At 59.7% G+C, this 22,155-nt stretch carries 18 protein-coding genes; 10 read left to right on the top strand and 8 right to left on the bottom strand.

Translation table 11 applies throughout. From position 1 onward, the window contains the following. Positions 1–22: 22 nt before the first annotated feature. On the bottom strand, positions 23–2,170 hold the full coding sequence (gene fadB / locus ACA060_RS09555) for a fatty acid oxidation complex subunit alpha FadB (protein WP_497316831.1): 2,148 nt from the start codon (positions 2,168–2,170) through the stop codon (positions 23–25). Positions 2,171–2,709: 539 nt separating this feature from the next. Continuing rightward, positions 2,710–3,147 (bottom strand): hypothetical protein, encoded by a 438-nt coding sequence (locus tag ACA060_RS09550; protein WP_223511686.1) that lies wholly within the window; start codon positions 3,145–3,147, stop codon positions 2,710–2,712. A 104-nt stretch (positions 3,148–3,251) separates the two neighbouring features. Here ACA060_RS09550 and ACA060_RS09545 point away from each other — a divergent pair, with 104 nt between their 5' ends. After that, a complete protein-coding gene (locus ACA060_RS09545; RefSeq protein ID WP_008151425.1) occupies positions 3,252–3,689 on the top strand; it encodes a universal stress protein in 438 nt (145 codons plus the stop codon). Positions 3,690–3,880: 191 nt separating this feature from the next. Here the strand turns inward: ACA060_RS09545 and ACA060_RS09540 are convergent, their stop codons facing one another. Continuing rightward, on the bottom strand, positions 3,881–5,800 hold the full coding sequence (locus tag ACA060_RS09540; protein WP_497316829.1) for an ATP-binding cassette domain-containing protein: 1,920 nt from the start codon (positions 5,798–5,800) through the stop codon (positions 3,881–3,883). Between the two features lie 213 nt (positions 5,801–6,013). On the opposite strand from ACA060_RS09540, the gene ACA060_RS09535 reads away from it, so the two are divergent. Beyond that, the gene (locus ACA060_RS09535; protein WP_497316827.1) at positions 6,014–7,942 is read left to right on the top strand and encodes a transglycosylase SLT domain-containing protein; all 1,929 of its coding nucleotides are present in this window, start codon (positions 6,014–6,016) and stop codon (positions 7,940–7,942) included. Between the two features lie 128 nt (positions 7,943–8,070). Here the strand turns inward: ACA060_RS09535 and ACA060_RS09530 are convergent, their stop codons facing one another. Beyond that, positions 8,071–9,849: an ABC transporter transmembrane domain-containing protein gene (locus tag ACA060_RS09530; RefSeq protein WP_497316825.1), complete on the bottom strand. Its 1,779-nt coding sequence runs from the start codon at positions 9,847–9,849 to the stop codon at positions 8,071–8,073. Between the two features lie 257 nt (positions 9,850–10,106). On the opposite strand from ACA060_RS09530, the gene ACA060_RS09525 reads away from it, so the two are divergent. After that, positions 10,107–10,286: a PA1571 family protein gene (locus ACA060_RS09525; protein ID WP_497316823.1), complete on the top strand. Its 180-nt coding sequence runs from the start codon at positions 10,107–10,109 to the stop codon at positions 10,284–10,286. Positions 10,287–10,471: 185 nt separating this feature from the next. Here the strand turns inward: ACA060_RS09525 and pdxB are convergent, their stop codons facing one another. Next, positions 10,472–11,614 carry a 4-phosphoerythronate dehydrogenase PdxB gene (pdxB, locus tag ACA060_RS09520; RefSeq protein WP_497316821.1) on the bottom strand — a complete coding sequence of 381 codons (1,143 nt, stop codon included), beginning with the start codon at positions 11,612–11,614 and terminating at the stop codon, positions 10,472–10,474. A gap of 346 nt (positions 11,615–11,960) precedes the next feature. Between pdxB and ACA060_RS09515 the strand changes: the two genes are divergently transcribed. Continuing rightward, entirely contained in the window at positions 11,961–13,370 is a 1,410-nt protein-coding gene (locus ACA060_RS09515) for an MATE family efflux transporter (protein WP_109628959.1), read from the top strand. On the opposite strand, the gene tusA is transcribed toward ACA060_RS09515, so the two are convergent. Both tusA and rlmM read right to left on the bottom strand, forming a co-directional pair. Further along, positions 13,367–13,618, bottom strand: a complete 252-nt coding sequence (tusA, locus tag ACA060_RS09510; RefSeq protein WP_054054315.1) for a sulfurtransferase TusA — start codon at positions 13,616–13,618, stop codon at positions 13,367–13,369. The two genes, ACA060_RS09515 and tusA, sit on opposite strands and share 4 nt — an antisense overlap. A 210-nt stretch (positions 13,619–13,828) precedes the next feature. Beyond that, positions 13,829–14,902: a 23S rRNA (cytidine(2498)-2'-O)-methyltransferase RlmM gene (gene rlmM / locus ACA060_RS09505; protein ID WP_497316819.1), complete on the bottom strand. Its 1,074-nt coding sequence runs from the start codon at positions 14,900–14,902 to the stop codon at positions 13,829–13,831. A gap of 222 nt (positions 14,903–15,124) precedes the next feature. Here rlmM and acnA point away from each other — a divergent pair, with 222 nt between their 5' ends. From acnA to ACA060_RS09475, 6 genes are all read left to right on the top strand, one after another. Continuing rightward, entirely contained in the window at positions 15,125–17,866 is a 2,742-nt protein-coding gene (gene acnA / locus ACA060_RS09500) for an aconitate hydratase AcnA (protein ID WP_497316817.1), read from the top strand. A gap of 233 nt (positions 17,867–18,099) precedes the next feature. Next, entirely contained in the window at positions 18,100–18,891 is a 792-nt protein-coding gene (locus tag ACA060_RS09495) for a CPBP family glutamic-type intramembrane protease (RefSeq protein ID WP_497316815.1), read from the top strand. 104 nt (positions 18,892–18,995) lie between these two features. After that, positions 18,996–20,561, top strand: a complete 1,566-nt coding sequence (locus ACA060_RS09490) for a methyl-accepting chemotaxis protein (RefSeq protein WP_497316813.1) — start codon at positions 18,996–18,998, stop codon at positions 20,559–20,561. A gap of 8 nt (positions 20,562–20,569) precedes the next feature. Beyond that, on the top strand, positions 20,570–20,944 hold the full coding sequence (locus ACA060_RS09485; RefSeq protein ID WP_162556144.1) for a hypothetical protein: 375 nt from the start codon (positions 20,570–20,572) through the stop codon (positions 20,942–20,944). A 6-nt stretch (positions 20,945–20,950) separates the two neighbouring features. Beyond that, the gene (locus ACA060_RS09480) at positions 20,951–21,193 is read left to right on the top strand and encodes a hypothetical protein (RefSeq protein WP_497318380.1); all 243 of its coding nucleotides are present in this window, start codon (positions 20,951–20,953) and stop codon (positions 21,191–21,193) included. Then, entirely contained in the window at positions 21,084–21,371 is a 288-nt protein-coding gene (locus ACA060_RS09475; RefSeq protein ID WP_497316811.1) for a type II toxin-antitoxin system YafO family toxin, read from the top strand. Before ACA060_RS09480 ends, ACA060_RS09475 begins: the two co-directional genes overlap by 110 nt. Positions 21,372–21,389: 18 nt before the next feature. Here ACA060_RS09475 and ACA060_RS09470 read toward each other — a convergent pair whose 3' ends face one another. Continuing rightward, positions 21,390–22,067 (bottom strand): alpha/beta family hydrolase, encoded by a 678-nt coding sequence (locus tag ACA060_RS09470; protein WP_497316809.1) that lies wholly within the window; start codon positions 22,065–22,067, stop codon positions 21,390–21,392. Positions 22,068–22,155 lie beyond the last annotated feature (88 nt).

Raw genomic sequence — 22,155 nt, 5'->3', positions numbered from 1 at the left:
TCTCGCTCAAGTGTTGGGACGCTTAACCGAAGAACCGTTGGCCGGTTTTGGCCATTTCACGCAGTTTTGCGGTCGGGTGGTACAGCGCGCCCAAATCAGCGTACTGGTCAGCCAGGGCAACGAACTCGGCAACACCGATCGAATCGATGTAGCGCAGCGCACCGCCACGGAATGGAGGGAAACCAATACCGTAGACCAGACCCATGTCGGCTTCGGCGGCGGTTTCGACAATGCCGTCTTCCAGGCAACGCACGGTTTCCAGGCACAGCGGGATCATCATCCAGTTGATGATGTCTTCGTCAGTGACTTCGCGCTGCTCGTAAACGATCGGCTTGAGCACTTCCAGCACCGACGGATCGGCGACTTTCTTCTGCTTGCCTTTCTTGTCGGTCTCATAGGCGTAGAAACCCTTGCCATTCTTCTGGCCCAGGCGCTTGGCTTCGTAGAGCACGTCGATAGCCGAACGGCGATCGTCTTTCATGCGGTCCGGGAAGCCTTCAGCCATCACGTCGCGGCCGTGGTGGCCGGTGTCGATGCCGACCACGTCCATCAGGTATGCCGGGCCCATTGGCCAGCCGAATTTTTCCATGACCTTGTCGATACGGACGAAGTCCACACCGGCGCTGACCAGTTTGGCGAAACCGCCGAAGTACGGGAACAGGACGCGGTTGACCAGGAAGCCCGGGCAGTCATTGACGACGATCGGGTTCTTGCCCATTTTCTTGGCGTAGGCAACGGTGGTGGCAACAGCCAGCTCGCTGGACTTCTCGCCACGAATCACTTCAACCAGCGGCATCATGTGCACCGGGTTGAAGAAGTGCATGCCGACGAAGTTTTCCGGACGCTTGAGGGCCTTGGCCAGCAAGGTGATGGAAATGGTCGAGGTGTTGGACGCGAGGATGGTGTCCTCTTTGACCTTGTCTTCGACTTCCGCCAGAACCTTCTGCTTGACCTTCGGGTTCTCGACGACTGCTTCGACAACCAGATCCACGTGACCGAAATCACCATAGGACAGGGTCGGACGAATGCCGTTAAGCACTTCGGCCATTTTCGCCGGGGTCATGCGACCTTTATCAACGCGGCCGACCAGCAGCTTGGCGGCTTCAGCCAGGCCTTGCTCGATACCGTGCTCATTGATGTCCTTCATCAGGATCGGCGTACCTTTGGAGGCCGACTGATAAGCGATACCGCCACCCATGATGCCAGCGCCCAATACAGCGGCCTGCTTCACGTCCTTGGCGATTTCGTCGTAGGCCTTGGCCTTTTTCTTCAGTTCCTGATCGTTCAGGAACAGACCGATCAAGCTCTGCGCGGCAGAGGTCTTGGCCAGTTTGACGAAACCGGCGGCTTCGATTTCCAGCGCCTTGTCACGACCGAAGTTCGCTGCTTTCTGGATGGTCTTGATCGCTTCGACCGGTGCCGGGTAGTTCGGGCCGGCTTGACCTGCCACGAAACCTTTGGCGGTTTCGAAGGCCATCATTTGCTCGATGGCGTTCAGTTTCAGCTTTTCCAGCTTCGGCTGACGCTTGGCCTTGTAGTCAAACTCACCGGAGATGGCGCGCTTGATCAGCTCCAGGGCCGCTTCCTGCAATTTCTCAGGGGCAACCACTGCATCGACGGCGCCGACTTTCAGCGCGTCTTCAGGACGGTTTTCCTTGCCGGCGGCAATCCACTCGATGGCGTTGTCGGCACCGATCAGGCGCGGCAGACGCACGGTACCGCCGAAGCCCGGGTAGATGCCCAGTTTGACTTCCGGCAGACCGATCTTGGCCTTGGTGGACATGACGCGGAAGTCCGCCGCCAGGCACATTTCCAGACCGCCACCCAGCGCGATGCCGTTGATCGCGGCGACAGTCGGGACGTTGAGGTCTTCGAAATCGCTGAAAATCTTGTTGGCTTCGAGGTTGCCAGCTACAAGCTCTGCATCAGGCAGCTTGAAGTTCTCGACAAATTCGGTGATGTCGGCGCCGACGATGAAGACGTCCTTGCCACTGCTGACGATCACACCCTTGATCGAAGCATCTGCCTTGATGGTGTCTACGGCCTGACGCAGTTCGTTCAGGGTTAGACGGTTGAACTTGTTGACGGACTCACCCTTGAGGTCGAATTTCAATTCGACGATGCCACTTTCAAGAGCCTTAACCGTGATGGCTTTACCTTCGTAAATCATCAACTGATCTCCACGATATGGAAGCTGAACAGTACACGTCGGACGCAGGCGACTGGCTCGGCAGGACGTTTATCGTCGATGCTAACGCCAATCCACCCGGCACACCCGCCAACGCGATAGTCGGGATTCTGTAGGAGCGGTCTGAAATACAAACGCTCAATTCATACGCCCGTTTGATTTGGGTACGCCACCTTCACGGAATTTCCGGCAATTGTCAATCGCCCAAAATACTGGTTGAAACGCGACTTTGCGGTCACTTCCGTACTGCGAAGATCTTCAACACGCACCTGCATGTGAAGCCATTCATAGAATCAATAGTTAGAAAAGTCGCCCTAATTCGCTGCAGCCTTTGTTTAACAAGCTACGCTGGCGGAACATTGAGAAAAAATTTGAACACTTTTGGCGAACGCCAAGCGTAAGATCGGCGGCACAAAGAATTACCGGCCTGCCTGGCCAACCCCAGCCCGATGATGATGTCGGGCTTTTTATTGCCTGTCTGTCGGAGGTTTCGCGCCATTGCAGCGCGAAATGTCTGCGAATCATGCCAGCGCTTTCAGCACCGCATCGATGTCCTGCAAAACCGTCGCCTCGCCCTTCTCGCCCCAATACAGGGTGATCATCTGTTTATCCGCCTCGACCTTGTAGACATTGGCTGGCAATTTTTCGAAATGATTGAGTAGCGCTCGATCTTCGCAGACCTCCTGCCACTGGTTCACCCACACGCCCGGCGACTTTTGCCAGTAACTCCAGCACGCCGGCTGATTGCCACGACGCGGCCGATGGTACTGGGCGCAAGGGCTTGGCGGCTCCTGGCTCAGCCAGTGCGGCCACTCCTGGGGCGCAAGTTGCATGGCCAGGCCGATACGCCGCGCCTCCATGCGCAGGGCCATGCGCCCGCTCTGTCCACGGGACGGTCGCAACCATGCCAGCGGACTCAGGACCACCAGCAGGATTGACACCACTATCCAGACCGTCATATCTGTACTCCCGATTCTTGATGGGCGCTTTGAGTCACTTTGGAACCATTGCGCTTGAAACCAGCCATACTTACCAATATTGCAATCCTCAGGAGGAGCACCTCATGCCCTACAACCACATTCTGGTCGCTGTAGATCTAACCGAAGAGTGCGACCCTGTAATCCACCGTGCTCGCGAGCTCTCAGTGAGCAATGGCGCGAAATTGTCGCTGGTCCACATCGTCGAACCGATGGCCATGGCCTTTGGTGGTGACGTACCCATGGACCTGTCACAACTGCAACAGCAGCAGTTCGACCAGGCCAAGGAACGCCTGGACCGACTGATCGTCAAGTATCCGGAACTCTCCAAAGAATACAGCCACCTGACCTACGGCCAGCCCCGCCAGGAAATTCACCACCTGGCCAAGGAACAGACCTGCGACCTGATCGTGGTGGGCAGCCACGGCCGACATGGCCTGGCATTGCTGCTGGGTTCGACGGCCAATGACGTGCTGCACGGTGCGCCGTGTGATGTGCTGGCGGTGCGCCTGATCAAAAGCTGACAACACACAACCATGTGGGAGCGGGCTTGCTCGCGAAGGCGGACATTCAGTCGACATCATTGTTGAATGTAAGCTCCTCTTCGCGAGCAAGCCCGCTCCCACATGAGATCTATAGCAACGAACAGATCGCATTCCATACGAAAAGCCCGGCGCTCATCACTGAACGCCGGGCTTTTTTATTACAGGATCAATCAGGCATCCAGCTCGGCCCAACGCTCGACCATCACGTCGAGCTCAGCCTGCAACTGCTCAAGCTGAGCGATCACCGCAGCGGTCTCTGCCGCAGGACGCTGATAGAAACCCGCATCGGCCATTTGGGCCTCGACGGCAGCGATCTGCTGTTCCATGGCTTCGATCTGAGCTGGCAACATTTCCAGCTCACGTTGCAACTTGTAGCTGAGCTTTTTCTTCGCCACTGGCGCTTCAACGGCTGCCGCAATCGGTGCCGCTTCCGCCGTCACGACCGCCGAGGTCAGGTCGGCCTTGCCGGATTTGCTCTCGGTCACGCCCAGCAGGCGCGGCGAACCGCCCTGACGCAGCCAGTCCTGGTAACCACCGACGTATTCACGAACCTTGCCTTCACCTTCGAAGACCAGGGTGCTGGTGACCACGTTGTCGAGGAATGCCCGGTCGTGGCTGACCATCAGCACGGTGCCGTTGAAGGTCAGCAAGACCTCTTCCAGCAACTCGAGGGTTTCGACGTCGAGGTCGTTGGTCGGTTCATCGAGGACCAGCAGGTTCGCCGGCTTGCTGAACAGTTTCGCCAGCAGCAGACGGGCACGCTCACCACCGGACAGCGCCTTCACCGGCGTGCGGGCACGCTGCGGGCTGAACAGGAAGTCGCCGAGGTAGCTCAGCACGTGACGGCTCTGACCATCGATATCGATGAAGTCGCGACCTTCTGCAACGTTGTCAATTACGGTCTTTTCCAGGTCCAACTGATGGCGCAACTGGTCGAAGTAGGCCACGTCGATGCGCGTCCCCTCTTCCACTGTGCCACTGGTTGGCTGCAGACCGCTGAGCATCAGCTTCAGCAGTGTGGTCTTGCCGGTACCGTTGGCGCCCAGCAGACCGATACGGTCGCCGCGCGTCAGGACCATCGAGAAATCCTTGATCAGGAACGGGCCGCCCGGGTGAGCAAAGCTCACGTTCTCGAGGACCATCACCTGTTTGCCGGACTTGTCAGCGGTGTCCAGCTGAATGTTGGCCTTGCCGGTGCGCTCACGACGCTCACTACGCTCAACGCGCAAAGCCTTCAATGCGCGAACGCGGCCTTCGTTACGGGTGCGACGGGCCTTGATGCCCTGGCGGATCCAGACTTCTTCCTGAGCCAGCTTTTTATCGAACAACGCATTGGCGGTTTCTTCAGCCGCCAGGGAGGCTTCCTTGTGCACCAGGAAGCTGGCGTAGTCGCCGTTCCAGTCAATCAAGCCACCGCGATCCAGTTCCAGAATGCGGGTCGCGAGGTTCTGCAGGAATGAACGGTCGTGCGTGATGAACAGCACGGCACCCTGGAAATCCTTCAGCGCTTCTTCGAGCCAGGCGATTGCACCGATGTCCAAGTGGTTGGTCGGTTCGTCGAGCAGCAGCAGGTCCGGTTCAGAAACCAGGGCCTGGGCCAGCAGGACGCGACGACGCCAACCACCGGACAGCTCGGCGAGGGTCTTGTCGGCCGGCAACTGCAGACGGCTCAAGGTGCTGTCCACCAGTTGCTGCAAACGCCAGCCGTCGCGGGCTTCGAGGTCGTGCTGGACGTGCATCAGTTTGTCCAGGTCGGCATCGGTGACGATGTTCTGGCTCAGGTGGTGATACTGCGCGAGCAGTTCGCCGACGCCGTCCAGGCCTTCGGCAACCACGTCGAACACGGTCCGCTCGTCGGCTACCGGCAATTCTTGCGGCAATTCGCCAATCTTGAGGCCGGGCGCACGCCAAACGGAGCCCTCATCGGGCTTCTGGTCGCCCTTGACGAGCTTCATCATGCTGGACTTGCCAGTGCCGTTGCGGCCGATGATGCACACCCGCTCACCACGGGCGATCTGCCAGGACACCTTGTCCAACAACGGCATAGCGCCGAAAGCAAGGGACACATCGCTGAATTTGAGCAGGGTCATGAGCTTCTCCAAAAACCGGGCGCGCATTCTACCTGACTTGAGGCTTCAGAAGGCCGGCAATTTCAATGTCGAAGCACTCTGCATGACAATTGTTGCGAACTTATGCCGAGAGGCCGGCAAAGCTTTCGCCCGTTGCTGGCAAAAGGCTAAGCTACAGATAATTCAGTGCAGGTTATGCCTGCACTTGTCGTGATTTCTATGCCCGGACGTCTCATGCGCAGTCGCCTCTTCAGTCTTTTATCTTGTTTGCTTCTTTCTGCCGCTGCCGTTCAAACCGCCCAGGCGGTGGACTTGTCCACCCAGCGCCAATATTACGATGAGGCCAAGCGCGCCTTGGCCAAGGGCGATACCGGCCCTTATTTCCGTTACAGCCAGGCCCTCAGCGATTATCCACTGGAGCCGTACCTGGCCTACGACGAGCTGACCGCGCGGCTGAAATCCGCCAGTAATGCCGAGATCGAAAAATTCCTCGCCGAACACGGTGACCTGCCCCAGGCCAACTGGATGAAGTTGCGCTGGTTGCGCTGGCTGGCGGAGCGCGGCGACTGGGCGACCTTCGTCAAGTACTACGACCCCAAGCTCAATTTCACCGAACTGGACTGCCTGAACGCGCAGTACCAGATCGGTCATAACCAGAAAACCGAAGGCTATGCCAACGCCAATAAACTGTGGCTGACCGGCAAATCCCAACCCGCTGCCTGCGATGCGCTGTTCGGGCAATGGGCCGCCGAAGGTCAACTGACCGAACAAAAACGCTGGGAGCGCGTCAAGCTCGCGGCCCAGGCGCGCAACTATCCGCTGGCCAACAGCCTGGTCAACGGCCTGTCCACCCTCGCCCCTCGCGGTCGTTTGCTGGTGGATGTGGCGCAAAAGCCTGAACTGTTGAACCAGCCATCGCGCTTCACCCCGGCCGACGAACCGATGTCCGACGTGGTCAGCCTCGGTCTGCGCCGTCTGGCACGCCAGGATCCCGACAAGGCCATGAGCCTGCTCGACGGCTATGCCAGCAGCATGCACTTTTCCCGCGACGAAAAAGTGGCGATCGCCCGCGAAATCGGGCTGACCCTCGCCAAACGCTTCGATCCTCGCGCGCTGGAAATGATGACCAGGTATGACCCGGAACTGCGCGACAACACCGTGTCCGAATGGCGTATGCGCCTGCTGTTGCGTCTGGCCCGTTGGGACGATGCCTATCAGTTGACGCGTCGCTTGCCACAGGACCTTGCGACCACCAACCGCTGGCGCTACTGGCAGGCCCGCAGCCTGGAACTGGCGCAGCCGCAGAACCCGGAAGCACAAAACCTGTACAAGAATCTGGCCCGTGAGCGCGACTTCTACGGTTTCCTTGCCGCTGACCGTTCACAATCGCCCTACTCGCTCAACAACAAACCACTGGTCCTGAGCCAGGCGCTGATCAACAAGGTGCGCAACACGCCAGGCATTCGTCGCGCCCTTGAGTTCCACGCCCGCGGACAGATCGTCGACGGTCGCCGCGAGTGGTACCACGTCAGCCGTCACTTCAGCCGTGACGAAATGGTCGCCCAGGCGAAACTGGCCTACGACCTGAAATGGTATTTCCCGGCGATCCGCACCATCAGTCAGGCGCAGTACTGGGACGATCTGGACATCCGCTTCCCGATGGCCCACCGCGAAACCCTGGTGCGTGAAGCCAAGGTCCGTGGCTTGCACTCGAGCTGGGTGTTCGCCATCACCCGTCAGGAAAGCGCCTTCATGGCCGACGCCCGCTCCGGCGTCGGCGCCAGCGGCCTGATGCAACTGATGCCCGGCACCGCCAAGGAAACCGCGCGCAAGTTCAGCATCCCGCTGGCCTCACCGCAGCAAGTGCTCGACCCGGACAAGAACATCCAGCTCGGCGCCGCGTACCTGAGCCAGGTCCACAGCCAGTTCAACGGCAACCGCGTCCTCGCCTCCGCAGCCTACAACGCCGGCCCCGGCCGTGTGCGTCAGTGGCTGCGCGGCGCCGACCACCTGAGCTTTGACGTCTGGGTGGAAAGCATCCCGTTCGACGAAACCCGCCAGTATGTACAGAACGTGCTGTCGTACTCGGTGATCTACGGCCAGAAACTCAACTCGCCACAGCCGCTGGTGGATTGGCATGAGCGGTACTTTGACGATCAGTGATAGTGATTTGAACTGGAAATAAAAATGCCCGCATCGATTGATGCGGGCATTTTTGTTAAGACAAGATCAAAAGATCGCAGCCTCGTTTCACTCGACAGCTCCTACAGTTCCTACAGTTCCTACAGTTCCTACAGTTCAAGTCCGAGTTCAGCCTTCCCATCACTAAACTGCAACGCCGCCAACCGTGCATACAACGCATTACTCGCAATCAACTCCTGATGCGTCCCTACCGCCACCAGTTTCCCCTGGTCCATCACCGCAATCCGGTCGGCGTTTTTCACCGTGGCCAAGCGGTGGGCGATGACCAGGGTGGTGCGGTTTTTCATCAGACTTGGCAGGGCTTGCTGGATCAGGTGTTCGCTCTGCGCATCGAGGGCGCTGGTGGCTTCATCGAGCAACAGGATCGGCGCGTCCACCAGCAGCGCCCGTGCAATAGCCAGGCGTTGGCGCTGGCCGCCGGACAACCCGAGGCCGCCGTCACCCAGGTGGGTCTGGTAGCCGTTGGGCATTTGCTCGATGAAGTCGTGTGCGTAGGCGATTTTTGCCGCTTCTTGAACCTGGGCCAGGGTCGCCGACGGGTTGCCGTAGCGGATGTTTTCTTCAATGCTGCCGAAGAACAGCGCCGGATTTTGCGAGACCAGGGCGAAGCAGCGGCGCAGGTCGAGCGGATCGAGCTGGGTCAGCGGCACGTCATCGAGCAGGATCTGGCCCGAGGCAGGATCGTAAAAACGCAGCAACAGGTCATACACGGTGGACTTGCCGGCTCCGGACGGACCGACCAGGGCGAGGGTTTCGCCCGCATTTATAGTCAGACTCAAGCCATCGACGGCGTAACTTTCTGGACGTGACGGGTAGGAAAAGCGCACGTCCTGCAGTACCAGATTGCCCTTCACCCGATCAGGCAATGTCACCAGGCCTGTGGTGGGCGGCTGGATAATGTTTTCCGAGCGCAGCAATTCGGCAATCCGCTCGGCTGCGCCCGCCGCGCGCTGCAATTCGCCGATCACTTCGCTCAACGTGCCGAAGGCACTGCCGACGATCAGGCTGTAGAAGACGAAGGCCGCCAGTTCACCTGCCGAGATCCGCCCGGCGATCACGTCCATGCCACCGACCCACAACATCACGCCAACGGCGCCCAGCACCAGCACGATCACCAGTGTGATCAGCCAGGCCCGTTGAAATATGCGTTTGCGCGCGGTGTTGAAGGCCTCTTCCACTGTCACGGCAAAGCGCTGCTCGTCCTGGATCTGGTGGTTGTAGGCCTGCACGGTTTTGATCTGGCCGAGGGTTTCGGAGACGTAACTGCCAATGTCGGCGATCCGATCCTGACTCAGGCGCGACAGGCTGCGTACCCGACGGCCGAAAATCAGGATCGGCGCGATCACCAGCGGCAACGCCACGACCACGATGCTGGTGAGTTTGGGGTTGGTGATAAACAGCAGGACGATCCCACCAATCACCATCAGCAAATTACGCAGAAACAGCGACAACGAAGAGCCGATCACCGATTGCAGCAACGTGGTGTCGGCGGTCAGCCGTGACTGGATCTCGGAGCTGCGATTGTCTTCATAGAAACCGGGATGCAGATAAACCAGGTGGTTGAACACTTGCTTGCGGATGTCCGCGACCACGCGCTCACCAATCCACGACACCAGATAGAAGCGCGCAAAGGTGCCAATCGCAAGCCCGACCACCAGCACCATGAACAAGCCAATCGTCTGGTTGAGCAGATGCGCCGACTGGGTCATGAAGCCCTGATCCACCAGCAAACGAATGCCCTGCCCCATCGACAAGGTGATGCCGGCTGTGATGATCAGGGCGAGCAAGGCGCCGAAGGCCGGCCAGCGATAAGGTGCAAGAAAACGGCTGGTCAGGCGGATCGCGCGGCGGTGACGGGCAGAGAGCATCGGGTTATCCAGTACGCAAGTGATGGGGCCAGCCTATACCGCTTAAGTGGGGTGGAACTCTGTAAATCACAATGAGTCAGGTTAATTATGACCACAACGACTAGCAGCTAGACGCTATTGGTCTAAAGTCCGGGTGGCAACACTGCGGTATTTCTGGTGGACTGATATTGCCGCCCTGGAAAGATCGCAGGGAGTTGTCACAGCCCGGTCACCTGGCGGTTTTAAAGTGGGTACACAACCTGATGAGGAGACAGGCCATGTCCTTGCAAAACAGCAGCGATGACAAGATTCAAGTGATCCGCACACAGCCAGACCAGTCTCTGGGTTGCTCAATTATTGATAAGGATGGGCGAGAAGTACCGATCACTGAAGGCATGATCCAGGACGCTTGTCGCGAACTGGAAAAGCGATTGGTCAAGCCTGCCGAACAAGAGTGATATAGCCACCGTCTTCTTGACCCGGCCCTGATGGCCGGGTTTTTTATGGGTGCTTATCCGGGACTTGCGGTGCGGCTATTCGCGGGCAAGCCACGCTCCCACAGGATTTGGGTTGTTCGCAAAACAGGTGGACGACCCAAAACCTGTGGGAGCGTGGCTTGCCCGCGATGGGGTCAACTCGATCTTCAGACAGCCGTTGCGCCCAGCGCCGCCACAATCTTCAGCAACTCAGGCGAGTTCCCTTCAATCCGCACCGTCAACCCATCAATCTCGCGCCGCTGCGGGTAATGCTTGCGCAATGCATCAAACGCCGCACGCTGCTCGCTCACATTGCCTACAAGGCTACGACGGAAATCCGCATCGTCACGGCGCGGGTCGTACACGCCGCGGCACAGCATCGCCAGCGCCCAGGCTGGATCGCTCTCAGCGTGCAGGGTCACGTGCGACAACCACGGCGCCGGCAGCAGATCGCTCAAGCTGACCTGGGCCGGCTGCCCGATAAATTCGCAATACGCCTGATAGATCTGCGCCGTTCCTCGTTGCTTGCCATCGAGGCTGTAGCCGGCAATGTGCGGTGTCGCCAGCACGCAGAGGTCGGCCAGCGCCACATCGACTTCAGGCTCGCCTTCCCACACGTCGAGCACCGCTTGCAGGTCTTCGCGCTGCAACAAGACCTGGCGCAGGGCAGCGTTGTCCACCACCGGGCCACGACTGGCGTTGATCAGCCAGGTGCCGGGCTTGAGTTGATTCAGACGGTTTTTATCGAACAGGTGCCAGGTTGACTGTGAACCGTGTTTCTTCAAAGGGGTGTGCAGGCTGATCACATCGCACTGCTCGATGATCTGTTCGAGGCTGACGTAATCGCCCCCTTCAGCGGCTTGCCGTGGCGGATCACACACCAGCACGTTCCAGCCCAGACCTTGCAGGACCTTGACCAGACGCCCGCCGACTTCACCGGCACCGACCACGCCGTAAGTGCGCCGAGTCAGGTCGGCGCCTTCGATTTCGGCCAGGGTCAGCAGACTGCCGAGCACATAGTCGACCACGCCCCGGGCGTTGCAACCGGGTGCGCTGGACCAGGTAATGCCGGCCTGCTGGAAGTAATCCAGATCCAGATGATCCGTGCCGATGGTGCAGGTGCCGACAAAGCGCACCTTGCTGCCCTCGAGCAACGCGCGATTGACGTTGGTCACGGAACGCACCAGCAGCACATCGGCCTGCTCGACGGTGGCGCGGTCGATGGAACGTCCCGGCACCCGGCGGATTTCGCCGAAACCTTCGAAGAAGGCCTCGAGCAGCGGAATATTTTCGTCGGCAACAATCAGCATGGCAGGCTCCTTTGGCGGGCTGGCAGTGTAGGCGTAGATGACTGTAGTGGGCCAGCGGGCATTGCACAGCACTTGGCTGTGAACACTGCTCCCTTGTGGCGAGGGGATTTATCCCCGTTGGGCTGCGAAGCGGCCCTGAAGGCTTCAACCCCGTCCTTTCTGAAACACCGAGTGCAATGGATTGGCGACTGCTTCGCAGCCGAGCGGGGATAAATCCCCTCACCACAAGGAATGTCGCAACGTTCGAAAGGTGATTACAAATAGCTAACACAGGACTTTTCCTGACCACTGCGTCAAGGCGTAGAATGCGCCGCCTCGTGCATCAAAATCTTTGGACGTTTCGCCCTTGAATTCCGTGACTGATCACCCCGCCGCTACTTCCCTCACCCGCCCTGCCCGGGTTCGCCTGGAGCTGAAAAACCTGCTCGCCCTGGCGTTGCCGATCATGGTCGCGCAGCTGGCGACCACCGCCATGGGCTTCGTCGATGCGGTGATGGCGGGCCGGGTCGGCCCGCGTGATCTGGCGGCTGTGGCGCTCGGCAACTCGATCTGGGTGCCGGTGTTCCTGTTGATGACCGGCACTTTGCTCGCCACTACTCCGAAAGTCGCCCAGCGTTTCGGCGCGGGCACCCATAGCGAGATCGGCCCGATTGTACGTCAGGCGTTATGGCTGGCCCTGGTGGTGGGTTTGATGGCGACCGGCATGCTGCTCAGCGCCGAGCCGATTCTGCACTTGATGAAGGTTGATCCCGAGCTGATCGGCCCGTGCATGCAGTACCTGCACGGCATCGCCAGCGGTCTGCCCGCCGTCGCCTTCTACCATGTGTTGCGCTGCTTCAGTGACGGCCTGGGCCGGACGCGTCCGGCGATGGTCCTCGGCTTGTGCGGATTGGCGCTGAACATTCCTCTTAACTACATCTTCATCTATGGCCACTTCGGAGTGCCGGCCATGGGCGGCGTCGGTTGCGGCTGGGCCACGGCGATTGTGATGTGGGTGATGGCGCTGGGCATGGCCGGCTGGGAGCGCTGGGCACCGGCCTATCAGTCGAGTCAGTTGTTCAGCCGTTTCGACTGGCCGCAATGGTCGGTGATCAAACGCCTGCTGGGCATCGGCCTGCCGATCGGCATCGCAGTGTTCGCCGAGTCGAGCATCTTTGCGGTGATCGCCCTGCTGATCGGCAGCCTGGGGGCCACCGTGGTTGCAGGCCATCAAATCGCCCTGAACTTCAGCTCGCTGGTGTTCATGATCCCCTACTCCCTCGGCATGGCCGTGACCGTGCGGGTCGGCCAGGCGCTCGGTCGTCAGGAGCCGCGTGAAGCGCGCTTTGCCGCCGGCGTCGGCATGGGCACGGCGCTGGCTTATGCGTGTATTTCGGCGAGCATGATGCTGTTGCTGCGCGAACACATTGCAACGATCTACACCGCCGATCCGACGGTGATTCGTGTGGCGGCGATGTTGATTGTGTATTCGGCGCTGTTCCAGTTTTCCGATGCGATCCAGGTCACAGCTGCCGGCGCACTGCGTGGTTATCAGGACACTCGGGTGACGATGATCCTGACCCTGTTCGCCTACTGGGGGATTGGCTTGCCGGTGGGCTACGCCCTGGGCCTGACCGACTGGTTCGGCACGCCGAGCGGCCCGAGCGGGCTGTGGCAGGGTTTGATCGTGGGCTTGAGTTGCGCGGCGCTGATGCTGTCGATCCGCCTGACGCGCAGCGCACGCAAGCGGATCCGCATCAGTCATTCGGCGGGTTAAGCGAGTTTCTTGCGGATCCAGTAGAGGTAGGTGCCTGCCTCTTCGTGCTGTGCGACCAGTTCATGGTCGAGAAACACGCAGAACTTGGGAATGTCGCGACGGGTCGACGGATCGGTCGCGATCACCTTGAGCAAGCCGCCGGGTGCCAGGTCACGGATGTGCTGGTGCAGCATCATCACCGGTTCCGGGCAGTTGAGGCCGGTGGCGTCGAGGGTGCCGTCAACCGGCGTATCAAGCATTTCACTCATGATTCACTCCTGAAACTGGCCGGCATTGTCGCGCATTGCCGGGTGCCTTAACAAATCGTACTGACTGTAACTGTGGCGAGGGAGCTTGCTCCCGCTGGGTCGCGAAGCGGCCCAAATTCTGGCTATGCGGTCTATCAGAAGATTTCGGCGCCTGATTTTAGGGCTGCTGCGCAGCCCAGCGGGAGCAAGCTCCCTCGCCACAAAAGCCTTTCAGCGGGACTTGGGTTTCTTCACGTCAAGCCGGCGCAAATGGCACGTCACCTCTTCACGGTCGTGATACAGCTGCTTGCAGCCGATCTCGACCCGAATCCCGCGCTCCTTGAACCCCTCGGCAATCCGTTCCAGCAAGCGTTTCACCTCGGCGTAACGCTGCTTCATCGGCAGTTTCAGGTTGACCACCGCTTCGCGGCAATGCCCCTCGCCAATCCATTCTTCCAGCATCGCGGCGTTGCGCGCTGGCTTCTCGACGATGTCGCAGACCATCCAGTCCACCGGTTGCTTGGGCTTGAAGGTGAAACCGTCCGCCATCAAGTGTTGCACCAGACCGGTGTCCATCAAACTTTCAGCCATCGGGCCGTTGTCGATCGCGGTCACCAGCATGCCACGGTTGACCAGCTGCCAGGTCCAGCCGCCGGGGGCGGCACCGAGGTCGACGCCGGTCATGTCACTGTGCAGGCGCTCATCCCACTGATCGCGGGGGATGAAGTGGTGCCACGCCTCTTCCAGTTTCAGGGTCGAACGGCTCGGCGCTTCACGCGGGAACTTCAGACGCGGGATGCCCATCGGCCACATCGCCGAGTTGTTGGATTCGGCCAGGCCCATGAACACTTCGCGGCCGCTTTTGAAGGTCAGCACCAGACGCGGTTTGTGCGCGTCTTCCACCAGCTTGCCCGCCGCCATCAGCGCCTTGCGCAGGTGGACTTCGAACTTTTTGCAGAAGTTCGACAGCTCCTTGCCATCGTTGGTGTCGACCATTTCCAGCCACAGGCTGCCGCACAGCGGGAAGTCCGCCATGTGCGCGAGGATCACGCTGATGCGGTCGGTTTCCGGCAGATCGATGAAGATCCCGCGCGCCCACTGGCGCGGGAAGATCAGCTCGGCGAAACGCTGCCCGCGCATCAGGCGCTCGGCGCCGTCTTCTTCGGTGCAGATGAATTCCGCGCAGGCGCTGGCGGTCTTGGCCTTGGCATAACCCGCCACATTCAGCCGTGCGGCGTGTTCGGAAATCTCGGAACAGACTTCGCCTTCGAAGCCCGGCCGGCAATGCATAAAGAGGGTGTTCATTCTTACTCCTGGGCAGTTGGCGAAGAATTCAGCCACTGCGCGATGCCCAGGCTTGCGTTGAAGCAAAGCCTGTCACGAAAACCGGCGCATGATAGCCGAGTTCGGAACCTCGGACTTGTCGATAGAGTCCAGTTATTAGCCAGCTACGTAAAACAGGGCTAGTTTTAATGCTCTGTCCGTCCCCTCAGTCCGTAGCCGTGCGGACTCAAAGGAGTGATTGCAATGCCGTCCCTCGATAGCCTGAACACCCTTAAAACCCTACAAGTCGACGACAAGACCTACCATTATTTCAGCCTGCCCGACGCCGCCAAAAGCCTCGGTGATCTCGACAAACTGCCCATGTCGTTGAAAGTGCTGCTGGAAAACCTGCTGCGCTGGGAAGATGAAAAAACTGTCACCGGCGCCGACCTTCGGGCGATTGCCGCCTGGCTCAAGGAGCGGCGCTCCGACCGCGAAATCCAGTACCGCCCTGCCCGCGTCTTGATGCAAGACTTCACCGGCGTGCCTGCTGTGGTCGACCTGGCGGCCATGCGCGCCGCCATGGCCAAGGCCGGAGGCGACCCGCAGCGCATCAATCCGCTCTCCCCCGTGGATTTGGTGATCGACCACTCGGTGATGGTCGACAAGTTCGGCAGCTCCAGCGCCTTCGAACAGAACGTCGACATCGAAATGCAGCGCAACGGTGAGCGTTACGCGTTCCTGCGCTGGGGCCAGAGCGCCTTCGACAACTTCAGCGTGGTGCCGCCGGGCACTGGCATTTGCCACCAGGTCAATCTGGAATACCTCGGCCGCACGGTCTGGACCAAGGACGAGGACGGCCGCACCTACGCCTTCCCCGACACCCTGGTCGGCACCGATTCCCACACCACCATGATCAACGGCCTCGGCGTACTTGGCTGGGGCGTCGGCGGGATCGAAGCGGAAGCGGCGATGCTCGGCCAACCGGTGTCGATGCTGATTCCGGAAGTGATCGGTTTCAAACTCACCGGCAAGCTCAAGGAAGGCATCACCGCCACCGACCTGGTGCTGACCGTCACGCAGATGCTGCGCAAGAAAGGCGTGGTCGGCAAATTCGTTGAGTTCTACGGCGATGGCCTCGCCGATCTGCCGCTGGCCGACCGCGCGACCATCGCCAACATGGCCCCCGAATACGGCGCCACCTGCGGCTTCTTCCCGGTGGACGACATCACGCTGGAGTACCTGCGCCTGTCCGGTCGCCCGCTTGAAACCGTGAAACTGGTCGAGGCCTACAGCAAAGCCCAGGGCCTATGGCGCCTGCCGGGCCAGGAACCGGTGTTCACCGACACCCTGGCGCTGGACATGGCCAGCGTCGAAGCCAGCCTGGCCGGGCCGAAACGCCCACAGGACCGGGTTTCGCTGCCGAATGTCGCGCAAGCGTTCAGTGACTTTATCGACCTGCAATTCAAACCCACCAGCAAGGAAGTCGGTCGCCTTGAAAGTGAAGGCGGTGGTGGCGTGGCGGTGGGCAATGCCGATCTGACGGGCGAAGCCGATTATGAATACGACGGTCAGACCTATCGGTTGAAAAACGGCGCGGTGGTGATCGCCGCGATCACCTCTTGCACCAACACCTCCAACCCGAGCGTGATGATGGCCGCTGGTCTTGTGGCGAAAAAAGCGGTGGAGAAAGGCCTCAAGCGCAAACCGTGGGTCAAGAGTTCGCTGGCCCCGGGTTCGAAAGTGGTCACCGACTACTACAAGGCTGCCGGCCTGACGCAATACCTGGATGAACTGGGTTTTGACTTGGTCGGCTACGGCTGCACCACCTGCATCGGCAATTCCGGCCCGTTGCCGGAGCCGATCGAAAAAGCCATCCAGGCCGCCGACCTGACCGTCGCCTCGGTGCTGTCGGGCAATCGTAACTTTGAAGGTCGCGTGCATCCACTGGTGAAAACCAACTGGCTGGCGTCCCCGCCACTGGTCGTGGCCTATGCGCTGGCCGGTACGGTGCGCACCGACATTAGCAGCGAGCCATTGGGCAACGACAAGGACGGCAATCCGGTTTACCTGCGGGACATCTGGCCGAGCACCCAAGAGATTGCCGACGCCGTGAGTCAGGTCAACACCGCCATGTTCCACAAGGAATACGCCGAAGTGTTTGCCGGCGACGAGCAGTGGCAAGCGATTGAAGTGCCGCAAGCGGCGACCTATGTGTGGCAGGACGATTCGACTTACATCCAGCATCCACCGTTCTTCGATGACATCGGCGGCCCGCCGCCGGTGGTCAAGGACGTCGCGGGTGCCAGGGTCCTTGCGCTGCTCGGCGATTCGGTGACCACCGACCACATCTCCCCCGCCGGCAACATCAAGGCCGACAGCCCGGCCGGGCATTACCTGCGCGAGAAAGGCGTGGAGCCGCGGGACTTCAACTCTTACGGCTCCCGTCGCGGCAACCACGAAGTGATGATGCGCGGCACCTTCGCCAATATCCGCATCCGCAACGAGATGCTCGGCGGCGAAGAAGGCGGCAACACGATCTACATCCCGACCGGGGAAAGGATGCCGATCTACGACGCGGCCATGCGTTATCAAGCGTCGGGCACGCCGCTAGTGGTGATCGCAGGGCAAGAATACGGCACCGGCTCAAGCCGAGACTGGGCGGCCAAGGGCACCAACCTGCTGGGTGTAAAAGCGGTCATCGCTGAAAGCTTCGAGCGGATTCACCGTTCCAACCTGGTGGGCATGGGTGTGCTGCCGTTGCAGTTCAAACTGGATCAGAACCGCAAGAGCCTCAACCTCACCGGCAAAGAAACGCTGGATATCCTCGGTTTGACCGGCGTCGAGTTGACGCCGCGGATGAACCTGACACTGATCATTACCCGCGAAGACGGCAGCCGCGAGAAAATCGAGGTGTTGTGCCGGATCGATACGCTCAATGAAGTGGAATACTTCAAGTCAGGGGGGATTTTGCATTACGTGTTGCGGCAGCTGATTGCGTCGTAACCGCCTGCTGACACAGACACCGCCTTCGGGCGGTGTTTTTGTTTGAGTCGCCTACGCCTCTATAATCCTGCACCCAACGTGCAGACAACACTGATCTAAATGTGGGAGCGGGCTTGCTCGCGAAAGCGGATTAGCTGTCAACGATGATGGTGAATGTCATGGCCTCTTCGCGAGCAAGCCCGCTCCCACATGGACCGAGCCAACCCGCAACACTTCGGACACAAGGACTTAAAATGCTCGCCCTGCCATGGACTTACCTGGCCCTTCTCTCCCTCGGCTACACCCTCGCCCTGACCTACGGCCAAATCGGCTGGCTGGCCGGTATCTCCGTCGCGTTGCTGCTGGTCGCCGGTTTCGCTGTCCGCCAGCAAAAGATTCCCGTTGCACGCTACCTCGGTCATGGCGTGTTCATCATCCTCGCCGTGGCGCTGGCGATGCACTGGCTGCCCGGCTTCTACAACGGTCGCGGCATCGCCCCGCAACGCTTCACCGTCGATGCCGTGCCGTTTTCCATGTACCTGAATCAGGACAAACCCCTGATCGGCTTCTGGCTGTTGCTGGTGTGCCCATGGATTATCGGCCGGCGTTCACTGCGTCTTTCCCTCTATGCCACCGCATTGGCGCTCACGTTAAGTGCCGTGCTGGCATTGGGCGGTGCGCTCTTGCTGGGGGTGATCAGTTGGGCGCCGAAGTGGCCGGATCAAGCCGGGCTGTGGGTACTGAACAATCTGCTGCTGGTGACGCTGGTGGAGGAAGCGTTGTTCCGCGGCTACATCCAGGGCGGCCTCAGCCGGTGCTTCAAACACCTGCCCTACGGCGAAAACCTGGCGTTGCTGCTCGCCTCACTGTTGTTCGGCCTGGCGCATGTGGGGGCGGGTTGGCATTGGGTGCTGCTGGCGGGCCTGGCAGGTGTCGGCTATGGTCTAGCCTACCGTTTTGGCGGTTTGGGGGCGGCCATCGCCACCCATTTCGGCTTGAACCTGCTGCATTTCGCCCTGTTCACCTACCCGATGCTCGCCGGCTGAGGCAATGGCCGTTTTGCGACGCGCCGCTGATTATTGAAAAATAATTTTCAATAAATTCCTGACGGCGCCGACATCCTCTCAAAGCCTTGCGGATTGAAAAAGCCATGCGTAACAACCAGCCCACCACACAACGCGAACGGACCTTCCCGGCTCAGCAACGGTTGATTTCCACCACCGATGCCAAGGGCGTGATCACCTACTGCAACGACGCCTTCGTCGAAATCAGCGGGTTTTCTCGTGAGGAGCTGATCCGTGCGCCGCATAACCTGGTCCGTCACCCCGACGTCCCGGCCGCGGTGTTCGCGCACATGTGGGGCACACTGAAACAAGGCTTGCCATGGATGGGCATTGTCAAGAATCGCTGCAAGACCGGTGACCACTACTGGGTTAACGCCTATGTCACGCCGGTGTTCGAAGGCAGTCAGGTGGTCGGCTACGAGTCCGTGCGGGTCAAACCCACCGCCGAGCAGATCCGCCGTGCCGAAGCGCTCTACCAACGCATCAACCAGGGCAAGTCGGCTATTCCTTCGACAGACAAATGGTTGCCGGTGCTTCAGGACTGGCTGCCGTTCATTCTGGTCAGCCAACTGAGCTTCATGATCGGTGCGTCGCTCAACTCCCAGTGGGGCTTCGCCCTCGCCGCCGGTCTTTCGGTGCCGTTGGGCCTGTTGGGCTTGAGCTGGCAACAGCGTGGTCTCAAGCGCTTGCTGCGCTTGGCCGAGCAGACCACCTCCGACCCGCTGATTGCGCAGATGTACACTGACAGCCGTGGCGCCCAGGCACGGTTGGAGATGTCGATCCTCAGCCAGGAAGCGCGTCTGAAAACCTGCCTGACCCGCTTGCAGGACACTGCCGAGCATTTGAGCGACCAGGCAAAACAGTCCGACACCCTGGCTCACAGCAGCTCCACTGGCCTGGAACGTCAACGCGTCGAAACCGAGCAAGTGGCCACCGCCGTCAATCAGATGGCCGCCACCACGCAGGAAGTCGCCAGCCACGTACAGCGCACCGCCGACGCGACTCAGGAAGCCAATCGCCTGACCGGTCGCGGCCGCGACATCGCCGGGGAAACCCGCGAAGCCATCCAGCGCCTGTCGGTGGTGGTCGGTGAAACCGGCGCGACCGTGACCCAACTGGCCAAGGACAGCGACGAAATCGGCGGTGTGGTCGACGTGATCAAAGGCATCGCCGACCAGACCAACCTGCTGGCGCTGAATGCGGCTATTGAAGCAGCCCGTGCCGGCGAGATGGGCCGTGGTTTTGCGGTGGTGGCTGACGAAGTCCGTCAACTGGCGCAGCGCACCAGCGAATCTACCGGGCAGATTCACGCCCTGATCGCCAAGCTGCAGCAAACCGCCAGCACCGCGGTGCAAACCATGGAAGCCGGGCATCGCCAGGCGGAAGAAGGCGTGGCGCGGGTACTGGAAGCGGATCAGGCGCTGGTGGGGATCAGCGAAGCGGTAGCCAACATCACCGACATGACCACCCAGATTGCTGCGGCGACTGAAGAGCAAAGTGCGGTGGCTGAAGAGATCAGCCGCAACATCAGCAACATCTCGCAACTGGCGGATCAGACGTCGGAACAGGCGCAGCACTCGGCGTTGTTAAGTGAAGAGCTGACGAAGACGGCGAATACACAGTATTCGTTGGTGGAGCGGTTCAATCGCTGATTGGCTTGGTGAAGTCAGAAAACCCGGATGGCGAGAGCTTCCGGGTTTTTTATTATCGGTTTAAAAGCTCAAATGCCAAAAGCCCACCATCGCAGGCTACACAACTATGCGCCACTGCCTACAGCCGCACCGGAATCCGCCGACTTGTTCGCCTCAAGGCCGGACTCTATTGTTTGCTGGCAAAAACTCAATCACTTAAGCTGGTCAGCATGAATACATTTCCTTCGGAGCCTCCGATGGCCACCACCAGAAAGATCGGCAAACCCGACAAAAAGCTTGTTCGCGATGAACTGACTTTTCTTGATGTCCGGCAGGCCGCGCGTGATGGGCAGAAAGCGTTCGATAAATTTGTGATCACTGGCAAGCTACCTATTACAAAGTAGCATTGGATGCCAGCCGTCAAAATTTCTGCGCTTTTTGAACAGATCAACAACTGGCAGAACTTCGCCGCACACTTCTACAACTACAAAGTGTGCGATGAACTGCCAGCCATTTTCGGGCGAGACGAACGACTCGACCTGATTGATATGCACCACATCCATTTGGCCAGCACTCAGGAAACTCAAGCACGTTGGGCAAAAATCGACCGTCAGTATTATCGAACGGCTCTGGTTGACGACCCCCGGCAATGACTTCTGGCTGATCTATGCCCATGACGCTTTCCGGGATGAGTATCTTTTGCTGACGATCACTGGCCCGGATGCACATAACCGCAGTGAATGGGGTTCATTTCTGCGCACGGTGCATTGTGAAATTGTCGAACCTTGGGTAGTTGGCAAGATTCACTATCCAGATCTGGATGATTTGTAGCCGGGGGACCTTTCAACATTACGCAAGAAATCCAGTTACCTTCTGCGCCGCTGCAACCAAATGCTGCTCATGCGTAAACCCCGAGGCCTTCAACGGCTTCAAATCATGATCCCCCGCCACCAGCCAGAACACCTGGATGCTCGGCGCCAACTCATAACCTTCGACCGCCTCGCGATTGCCCAGCGCATCCCGCTCACCCTGCACGATCAATGTCGGCGTCTTCAACGAAGACAAATGTTCGACCCGAGGTTTCTCCGGTTTACCCACCGCATAAAACGGATAACCGAGGCACACCAGCGCATCCGCCTCCAGCTCATCCGCCAAAAGACTGGCCATCCGCCCGCCCATGGACTTGCCGCCAATGGCCAGACGCCCAGTGACATGGCGTCGCACCTCGGCGTACACCTCACGCCAGCATTCCAACAGTTTCGGCGCCGGATTCGGTGGACGCTTACCCCCGTCAATACGCCGTTGTGCCATGTATGGAAACTCGAAACGCAGCACGTTGATCCCAGATGCAGCAAGGCGTGCAGCCATGTCGTTCATCCAGCCGCTGTCCATTGGCGCACCGGCGCCGTGGGCGAGGATCAGGGTTACCGATGCAGGTCCTGAGGCGGCATTCCACAACCATCCATGATCCCGCACACACTGCGCCCATTGATCCCCGTCAATACTGGCCTTGTGCTCTTTGTCCATGCTTACCTCGCTTTTAGTCTGCCTATAACTCCAGGCGAAGGACGCGCTGCCTTTTTGTTGCAAGCGTGCTCACTTCGGCTGAACCGTG

The organism is Pseudomonas sp. LBUM1671, from assembly GCF_059695685.1.
Note: the sequence above shows the minus strand (reverse complement) of the source record. Positions and strands in the feature narration are given on the sequence as shown.